This window comes from Enterovibrio qingdaonensis, assembly GCF_028683135.1.
Lineage (GTDB): Bacteria > Pseudomonadota > Gammaproteobacteria > Enterobacterales > Vibrionaceae > Enterovibrio > Enterovibrio qingdaonensis.
Map to the genome: position 1 here is coordinate 222,969 of NZ_JAJUBB010000008.1, position 8,662 is coordinate 231,630.

At 48.1% G+C, this 8,662-nt stretch carries 12 protein-coding genes; 10 read left to right on the forward strand and 2 right to left on the reverse strand.

Translation table 11 applies throughout. From position 1 onward, the window contains the following. Positions 1-31: 31 nt before the first annotated feature. On the forward strand, positions 32-997 hold the full coding sequence (locus tag LRP49_RS13325) for an isoaspartyl peptidase/L-asparaginase family protein (RefSeq protein ID WP_274142796.1): 966 nt from the start codon (positions 32-34) through the stop codon (positions 995-997). Positions 998-1,070: 73 nt separating this feature from the next. On the opposite strand, the gene LRP49_RS13330 is transcribed toward LRP49_RS13325, so the two are convergent. Beyond that, positions 1,071-1,295 (reverse strand): SlyX family protein, encoded by a 225-nt coding sequence (locus tag LRP49_RS13330; RefSeq protein ID WP_274142797.1) that lies wholly within the window; start codon positions 1,293-1,295, stop codon positions 1,071-1,073. A 13-nt stretch (positions 1,296-1,308) separates the two neighbouring features. Next, positions 1,309-2,286, reverse strand: coding sequence for a WD40 repeat domain-containing protein (locus LRP49_RS13335; protein ID WP_274142811.1), 978 nt, complete (start codon positions 2,284-2,286; stop codon positions 1,309-1,311). Positions 2,287-2,407: 121 nt separating this feature from the next. On the opposite strand from LRP49_RS13335, the gene fkpA reads away from it, so the two are divergent. The 9 genes from fkpA to LRP49_RS13380 all read left to right on the forward strand — a co-directional run. Then, complete coding sequence (fkpA, locus tag LRP49_RS13340; RefSeq protein WP_274142798.1) at positions 2,408-3,196, forward strand: FKBP-type peptidyl-prolyl cis-trans isomerase; 789 nt, start codon at positions 2,408-2,410, stop codon at positions 3,194-3,196. 169 nt (positions 3,197-3,365) lie between these two features. Beyond that, entirely contained in the window at positions 3,366-4,088 is a 723-nt protein-coding gene (locus LRP49_RS13345) for a helix-turn-helix transcriptional regulator (RefSeq protein ID WP_274142799.1), read from the forward strand. Beyond that, on the forward strand, positions 4,085-4,477 hold the full coding sequence (gene tusD, locus LRP49_RS13350) for a sulfurtransferase complex subunit TusD (RefSeq protein WP_274142800.1): 393 nt from the start codon (positions 4,085-4,087) through the stop codon (positions 4,475-4,477). Before LRP49_RS13345 ends, tusD begins: the two co-directional genes overlap by 4 nt. A 7-nt stretch (positions 4,478-4,484) precedes the next feature. Then, on the forward strand, positions 4,485-4,841 hold the full coding sequence (gene tusC / locus LRP49_RS13355) for a sulfurtransferase complex subunit TusC (protein WP_274142801.1): 357 nt from the start codon (positions 4,485-4,487) through the stop codon (positions 4,839-4,841). 9 nt (positions 4,842-4,850) lie between these two features. Beyond that, positions 4,851-5,141 carry a sulfurtransferase complex subunit TusB gene (gene tusB / locus LRP49_RS13360; protein ID WP_274142802.1) on the forward strand — a complete coding sequence of 97 codons (291 nt, stop codon included), beginning with the start codon at positions 4,851-4,853 and terminating at the stop codon, positions 5,139-5,141. A gap of 181 nt (positions 5,142-5,322) precedes the next feature. After that, positions 5,323-5,697, forward strand: a complete 375-nt coding sequence (rpsL, locus tag LRP49_RS13365) for a 30S ribosomal protein S12 (protein ID WP_002535163.1) — start codon at positions 5,323-5,325, stop codon at positions 5,695-5,697. A 98-nt stretch (positions 5,698-5,795) separates the two neighbouring features. Continuing rightward, entirely contained in the window at positions 5,796-6,266 is a 471-nt protein-coding gene (gene rpsG, locus LRP49_RS13370) for a 30S ribosomal protein S7 (RefSeq protein WP_274142803.1), read from the forward strand. Positions 6,267-6,338: 72 nt separating this feature from the next. Then, entirely contained in the window at positions 6,339-8,435 is a 2,097-nt protein-coding gene (fusA, locus tag LRP49_RS13375) for an elongation factor G (RefSeq protein ID WP_274142804.1), read from the forward strand. Between the two features lie 100 nt (positions 8,436-8,535). After that, the coding region (locus LRP49_RS13380) for a GTP-binding protein (RefSeq protein WP_274142812.1) at positions 8,536-8,662 on the forward strand (127 nt) is incomplete at its 3' end.

The window sequence follows — 8,662 nt, forward strand, 5'->3', positions numbered from 1 at the left end:
ATCGGGCAGCGTTTTTTTATAAGGATTATTCATGCATTCTCCCTTCTCGATTGCGATTCACGGCGGGGCTGGCACCATTGAACGCCGACTGATGACAGCAGAACTCGAAGCGGCTTACCGCAGCACGCTTGCCCAGTCCGTGTTGGCAGGCCACGCTGTACTCGCTAACGGTGGCACTGCCATTGATGCCACAGTTGCGGCAGTGACCGTGATGGAAGACAGCGAGCTGTTTAACGCAGGTAGAGGCTCCGTACTGACTCATAACGAAACCGTGGAGATGGATGCCAGTGTCATGGATGGTCAAAATCTCGACCTCGGTTCGGTCACTTTAATTAGCCATGTTAAAAACCCTATCCAACTGGCGAGAGACGTAATGTTAAAAAGCCCCCACGCCATGTTGGCGGGAGAGGGCGCAGAACATTTTGCCTTTAAAGAGTGTGGGCACGAGTATGTCGAACAGGATTACTTCTTTACGGACCGCCGTTACAACGAACTGTTAGCCATGAAAAAGACGGGGGACGTTGCCCTTTCTGAAGCCCGCTATCCGGATGAGAAAAAATTTGGCACTGTGGGCGCGGTTGCACTGGATGCAGAAGGTAACCTTGCGGCAGCGACTAGCACGGGCGGGATGACCAACAAACGTTGGGGACGCGTGGGTGATACGCCGATCATTGGTGGTGGCACCTATGCGAGAAACGGCAATGTCGCCGTGTCTTCCACTGGCATGGGAGAGCTGTTGATGCGTTGTACAGTGGCCGGTGATATCGCTGCACGCATGCGTTATGCGGGAGCGTCTATTCATGATGCCTGCTACGACGTAATCCACGGAGATTTTAGGGAGCTTGGCGGGCAAGGCGGTGTCGTGGCCGTTGATGCCGAGGGCAAGGTGAATTTTGCGTTAAACTGTGCCGGCATGTACCGCGCGACGGTGGACGAGGATGGCATTGCGTTGGTGGCGATATTTGCCGATGAGCCCCTATCGCCCGTCACGGAATAACGGAAAAGAAAAAGGTCAGCACATGCTGACCTTTTTCTTTTAATGACCACGGAGCCGACAAGGCGCGGGGCACTTAGTAATGCGGAGGTGGTGTCTCTTCGCTCATGCTGGCGATGTTGGCTGGCTCCATGGCTTTCAGTTTTGTCACCAGAAACGCAATTTGCGTAGTCATCTTATCGATGTTCATTTGCTGTTGGGTGATCGCATCGTTCAGCTCTTCAATCGTATGCTCTTGAAAAGCTTGCTTGATTTCCAAATCATCAATTTGTTTCTGCAGACGCAGTTCGTTGTCGGTCATGATGTTTTCTCAGTTAGTCTGCTATCCACGCTTGTGCGATACCGGCAGAAGTGCCGGAAATTACGCGTCCAGTTGGATCAATGGCGACATCATACACTACTGCGCTAGGTGGACGGGTATTTTGTTGCTCCTGAGCCAGCCAGCGTCCTAGGTTATCGCCCGTCGCTGTATCCCAAGATTCAACGCGTCTTCCTGGTGTGCCTGTCACGAGTGTTGAGCCGTCATCTGAAAAGCGAGCGGTGGAAAAGTTGGGATGGCGATGGAACATCTGCAATTCACTTTTAGGCTCTCCTGTCGACAAGTCCCAGATGATCGCGGTGTCATCCCCGTCAGCGGAAAAGGCAAATTTACCTGAACGATGAAGCTCTACGCGGGTGATTCGGTGATCGTGAGGAAACTCATTAAGCACTTGACCGGTTTCTGTGCTCCAGAAGAACGCGTTGTGATCATTTCCGCCCGACATAGCAAACTTGCCATTAGGTGCCAAAGATACGCTATTTACTTTTTCTCGGTGCGCAAGGAACTCTAGTCGTCTCCCTGTGCCTAAGTCCACAAAGAGAGCTTTACCATTTGATAGTGCAAGCAGCACTTTCTGACCATTGTTGCTGATATCGACATCGCGAATGATGCCATCGGAGATAGACCACAACCCTTCGGCCTGTCCCCATGCCAAATCCCATACGGCGAAATTTTGCGATGTAGCGGTAATGGCGTATCGGTTGTTGTCTGAAATTTGACTGGCGATCACAGTATTCTTATCTGGGTCTTGATATCCAAACTCTGCCAATTGTTTGTTTTGCATAAGATCCCAGAGCACGATACCTTGTGCTGTAGAAGTCATAAGCGCAAATCGGCCGTCTCGGCTAAGACTAAAACTGGTTACGCCCGTCGGCTCCAACGTCCAACGTTGTGCCTCGTGTGTCGAGTGAAAGCATCCAGAAAGTGCTAACAGTGTCAGAATTAAGCAAATTGTGCCGACGAATTGTCGCATCATGCTTGAGTTCCTTATCTTAGGCCCCTATAACGTCGAGTATATTGATCGTTTCGGGCTTTCGCATCGTTATCGCGTAAGCGAATTAGAGAAATGTGGTTTTATACCAACGGAGTAACGAATGAAATCTGTTTTTAAAGTGTCACTGCTGGCAGCGACTGTTGCATTTGCAGTTGGTTGTCAGGAAGAAGCAAAAGAAGAAACAGTAAAAGTTGAAGCCCCTGTTGCCGTAGAGCAGACAGTCACTTTTGCAACTGAAGACGACAAAGCTGCTTATGCGATTGGTGCCTCTTTGGCGCAATACCTAAAAGCAAACCTAGAGCAGCAAGAGCAAATTGGTTTGGCATTGGACGCTGATCTGGTTCTGCAAGGTGTACAAGATGCATTTGCAGACAAGTCAAAACTGACTGATGAAGAAGCGCAAGTGACTCTGCAAGCACTGGACAAGCGAGTGGCAGAAATGGCACAAGCTCAAGCGTCTGAAAAAGCAGCCGCAGCTGTTCAAGCGGGTGAAGATTTCCGCGCTGACTTTGCAAAACAAGACGGTGTGAAAACCACGGATTCTGGCTTGATGTATCAAGTGGAAAAAATGGGTGACGGTGAGAAGCCAGCTGCAGAAGACACAGTGGTTGTTCACTACAAAGGCACCCTGACCGACGGCACGCAGTTCGACAGCTCATACGATCGTAACCAGCCAGCAACCTTCCCACTAAACCGTGTGATCCCAGGTTGGACTGAAGGCGTTCAATTAATGCCTGTTGGTTCTAAGTTTAAGTTTGTTATCCCACCTGAGCTTGCGTACGGTTCACAAGATACGCCTGCTATCCCTGCAAACTCTACGTTGGTATTTGACGTTGAGTTGCTGGAAATCAAAGGTAAACCAGCGAAAGCAGACGCAAATAACGGCTAATCTACATTCGAGATAGATAAGTCTGATGAATAAAAAAGCCCCGACCTAGGTCGGGGTTTTTGCGTTTTCTTGAACTAACTCTGTTAAACTTATCGCCAGATTTTAAAATTTGCAGCATTCGTTTATCGTCTGCTGAAGATAAAAAGCCAAGCAAAGGAAGAGTAAGCCTGTGGTATCGACAGACAGCTTTGGTGCGGATGTGATCGTCGAGAGTGATTTAATCGAAAGCAATCCGTTCACAGAACAAGACCGCGTAATCCTTAAATCCTATGAGGCAGTGGTTGATGGTTTGGCAGCGTTGATTGGCCAACACTGTGAAATCGTCTTGCACTCTCTGGAAGATCTGAATCGTTCGGCAATAAAAATTGCCAATGGCGAAAATACTGGACGCCAAGTCGGCTCACCCATCACGGATCTAGCATTGCGTATGCTACGAGACATCGAAGGGTCAGAGCGTAATTTCTCTCGTGCTTATTTTACGCGAGCGAAAGGTAACACCTTGATGAAATCCATTACGGTGGCGATTCGTAATAGCGATACACGTATCGTTGGCCTGCTATGTATCAATATCAACCTTGATGCGCCATTTTCTCAGGTACTACAGGCCTTTATGCCAACTGATGAGGCGCGCCAAGCTGCGTCTTCGGTCAACTTCGCAAGCGATGTCGACGAGCTTGTGGATCAAACGGTTGAGCGCACCATCGAAGAAATTAACGCCGATAAATCGGTATCGAACAATACCAAAAACCGTCAAATCGTGATGGAACTGTTCGATAAGGGCATCTTCGATATCAAAGATGCTATCAACCGTGTTGCCGATCGCCTAAATATCTCTAAACACACCGTTTATCTTTACATTCGTCAACGTAAAGGCGAGGACGGCGAGAAATGAGCCTGACTTATGTGTTGGTGGTGAATGGTCCCGTATATGGTCGCCAGTCATCACTTACCGCGTATCGTTTTGCTAATGCAGTGATAGAAAAAGGACACACGTTAACACGTGTGTTTTTCTATCAAGATGGCGTGTCAAATGCGTCGTCGCTAACGGTGCCAGCCAATGATGAGTTTGATTTGGTGGCTGCGTGGCAGGCATTAGGCAAAGAAAATGGTGTTGAGCTCGAAACGTGTGTTGCAGCAGCACTTCGCCGTGGTCAAGTCAGCGAAGACGAAGCCAAACAGCATGCGTTACCCTCATCTAACATGGCCGCGGGTTTTACCCAAGCAGGGTTAGGGTCTCTCTCTGAAGCACTTCTTACCGCTGACCGCGTTATACAGTTTTAGGTGATTCATGGAAAAACTGGGATTTGTCTTCTCTTCCGCACCGCATGGTTCAGCCAGTGGTCGAGAGGGACTTGATGCCGTCTTGGCGACGTCAAACTACAGCGAAAATTTAGTACTGATGTTTTTGGGTGATGGCGTAATGCAGCTGGTTGCAAATCAGTCACCCGATGCCATTTTATGCCGTGACTACATATCGACGTTTAAAATGTTGTCGCTGTGTGATGTTGAGGAAATCTATGTGTGTAAAGATTCCTTGACTGAGCGGGGGCTCGGCGAGGTGCCTTTGATTATCGATGCACAAAAGCTGTCGGCTGAAGAAATCAGAGGGCATTTGCTTGGCTGCACCAAAGTGCTTAATTTTTAAGGGAAGAAAATGCTTCACACCATCAATTCCTCTCCCTTTTCTACTTCATCGCTAAGCAATTGTCTGCGTTATGCCGAGCCTAATTGCGCGATCTTGCTGATCGAAGATGCCGTAATTGCGGCAATCAGTGGGGGAGAGTGGCAACAAAAGCTGGCTGCGTCAGGTCATCGAATTTACATATTAAAAGACGATGTTATTGCACGTGGCATTCTGGATAAAGTTGCGTTGACGTTTGAACTCATTGAAATGAAAGACTTTGTTGGGCTTACTGAACAGCATGTCACGCAAATGAAATGGTGATTTGCGTATCGATAAGCTAGCGTAAAAGCTTGGGATTACAGTGTTTATAAAGTGATCTAAGTAAAGATCGTTGTATAAATCTTGACACCCTAAAAGACGACATCTAAAATTTCGCGTCCCTACTTCTGTGGGGCATAGATTTTTCACACTTATATACGTAAGTAATATCAGGAGCTATTTAATGGCAACTATCAACCAGCTGGTACGCAAACCACGCATCAAGCAAGTTGCGAAAAGCAACGTGCCTGCGCTGGAAGCGTGTCCGCAAAAACGTGGTGTTTGTACTCGTGTTTACACCACTACTCCTAAAAAACCTAACTCGGCACTGCGTAAAGTTTGTCGTGTTCGCCTGACCAACGGTTTTGAAGTTACTTCATACATCGGTGGTGAAGGTCACAACCTGCAAGAGCACAGCGTTGTTCTTATCCGCGGTGGTCGTGTTAAAGACCTTCCAGGTGTGCGTTACCACACCGTTCGTGGTGCACTTGACTGTGCAGGCGTTAACGACCGTAAACAAGGTCGTTCTAAGTACGGTGTGAAGCGTCCTAAGTCTTAATGGAATCCGTTAAGTAAGGCCAAACACTAATTAATTTGTAATTTTGAAAAAACTGAAAAGTTTTGGATAAAACCTGAAGAAGACAACGGAGAATTTCCATGCCACGTCGTCGCGTAATTGGTCAGCGTAAAATCCTGCCGGATCCTAAGTTCGGATCAGAGCTGCTGGCAAAATTTGTAAACATCGTAATGGTTGACGGTAAAAAGTCGACTGCAGAAAAAATCGTTTATGGTGCACTGGACATCATGGCTGAGCGTTCTGGTAAAGAACAACTGGCTGTGTTTGAACAAGCTCTTGAAAACGTACGTCCAGCGGTAGAAGTTAAATCTCGCCGCGTGGGTGGTTCAACTTACCAAGTTCCAGTAGAAGTACGTCCAGTGCGTCGTAATGCTCTGGCAATGCGTTGGTTGGTTGAAGCTGCGCGTAAGCGTGGTGAAAAATCTATGGCTCAGCGTCTGGCTAACGAAATGTTGGATGCATCTGAGAACAAAGGTACTGCTGTTAAGAAACGTGAAGACGTTCACCGTATGGCAGAAGCGAACAAAGCGTTTGCTCATTACCGCTGGTAATACCTTTTTAGGCGCGGCAATTGCCGCGCCTAAACCACATTCTAAGGTTGACCTTAGTAAGAGGATACTACTGTGGCTCGTAAGACCCCTATTGAGCGCTACCGTAACATCGGTATTTGTGCGCACGTAGACGCAGGTAAAACTACAACAACAGAGCGTATCCTGTTTTATACCGGTCTTTCTCATAAAATTGGTGAAGTGCACGATGGTGCCGCAACCATGGACTGGATGGAGCAGGAGCAGGAGCGTGGTATCACAATCACCTCAGCTGCAACTACAACTTTCTGGCGTGGTATGGATGCGCAATTCGCAGAGCATCGTATCAACATCATCGATACCCCAGGACACGTTGACTTTACCATTGAAGTAGAGCGTTCTTTGCGCGTACTGGATGGTGCTGTAGTTGTATTCTGTGGCTCTTCCGGCGTAGAACCTCAGTCTGAGACCGTTTGGCGTCAAGCAGACAAATATCAAGTTCCTCGTATGGTTTTCGTCAATAAGATGGACCGTGCAGGCGCAGATTTTCTGCGCGTAGTTGAACAAATTAAAGTTCGACTGGGCGCAACCCCAGTGCCAATTCATCTGAATATTGGTGCTGAAGACGAGTTTTCCGGTGTTATCGACCTTATCAAAATGAAGGCGATTAACTGGAGCGAAGCTGACCAGGGTATGAGCTTCACATACGAAGACATCCCGGCAGATATGCAAGACTTGGCAGACGAGTGGCACCAGAATCTGGTAGAAGCCGCAGCAGAAGCCAATGAAGAGCTGATGGACAAGTACCTCGAAGAAGGCGAATTGTCTGAAGCCGAGATCAAGCATGGTCTGCGTGAACGTACACTTAACAACGAAATCGTACTGGCTACCTGTGGTTCTGCATTCAAGAACAAAGGCGTTCAAGCAGTATTGGATGCGGTTGTTGAGTTCCTTCCTTCACCGGTTGACGTGAAAGCGATCAAAGGTGAAGACGAAGATGGCAACGAGATCGAGCGTCACGCTGACGACAACGAACCGTTTGCAGCACTAGCATTTAAAATTGCTACCGACCCATTCGTGGGTACGTTGACCTTCCTGCGTGTTTACTCAGGTGTGGTTAACTCAGGCGACACAGTTTATAACTCAGTCAAAGAGAAACGTGAGCGTTTTGGCCGTATCGTTCAAATGCACTCAAACAAGCGTGAAGAAATCAAAGAAATTCGCGCGGGTGACATTGCAGCGGCTATCGGTCTGAAAGATGTAACAACCGGTGATACCCTTTGTGCGCAAGACTCTAAAGTAGTGCTTGAGCGCATGGATTTCCCAGAGCCTGTTATTCAGATCGCTGTTGAGCCACGTTCAAAAGCTGACCAAGAAAAAATGGGTATTGCGCTAGGTAAGCTAGCAGCAGAAGACCCGTCGTTCCGCGTTGAAACCGATGATGAATCAGGGCAAACCCTGATCTCAGGTATGGGTGAGCTGCACCTGGATATCATCGTAGACCGCATGCGTCGCGAGTTCAGCGTAGAATGTAACGTAGGTAAGCCACAGGTGGCATACCGTGAAACCATCCGTGGTAAAGCTGAAGTCGAAGGTAAATTCGTCAAGCAGTCCGGTGGACGCGGTCAGTACGGCCACGTATGGCTGAAACTGGAGCCATCTGAGCCTGGCGAAGGCTTTGTCTTCGTTGATGAAGTCGTTGGTGGTAGCGTACCGAAAGAATACATCGGTGCTGTTGGTAAGGGTGTTGAAGAACAGATGAGTAGTGGCGTTCTCGCTGGCTACCCAGTGCTTGACGTAAAAGCAACTCTGTTCGATGGTTCTTACCACGATGTTGACTCCAACGAAATGGCGTTTAAGATCGCTGCATCGATGGCATTCAAGAAAGGGGCGCTTGAAGCGCAACCTGTCATTCTTGAACCAATGATGAAAGTGGAAATCACCACTCCAGAAGACTGGATGGGTGATGTAGTGGGTGACTTGAACCGTCGTCGTGGTCTGATTTCGGGTATGGACGAAGGTCCAGCTGGTTTGAAGATCATTCGCGCACAAGTACCACTGGCTGAGATGTTTGGTTACGCAACTGACTTGCGTTCAGCGACTCAGGGCCGCGCATCTTACTCTATGGAATTCAGCGAATACGCTGACGTTCCAAAGAATGTTGCTGAATCAATCATCGCACAACGTTGTTGATTAGTAGCTTTAATGCTGGCATTGTTCGCCCGCATTGATAAAAACTTCTGATCGCACTCACGACGGTGAGTGTGACTCATAACTAGGAAGGAACACGATCGTGTCTAAAGAAAAATTTGAACGTACGAAACCGCACGTTAACGTTGGTACTATCGGCCACGTTGACCACGGTAAAACCACTCTGACTGCTGCTATCTGTACTGTACTGTCTAAAGTATACGGCGGTT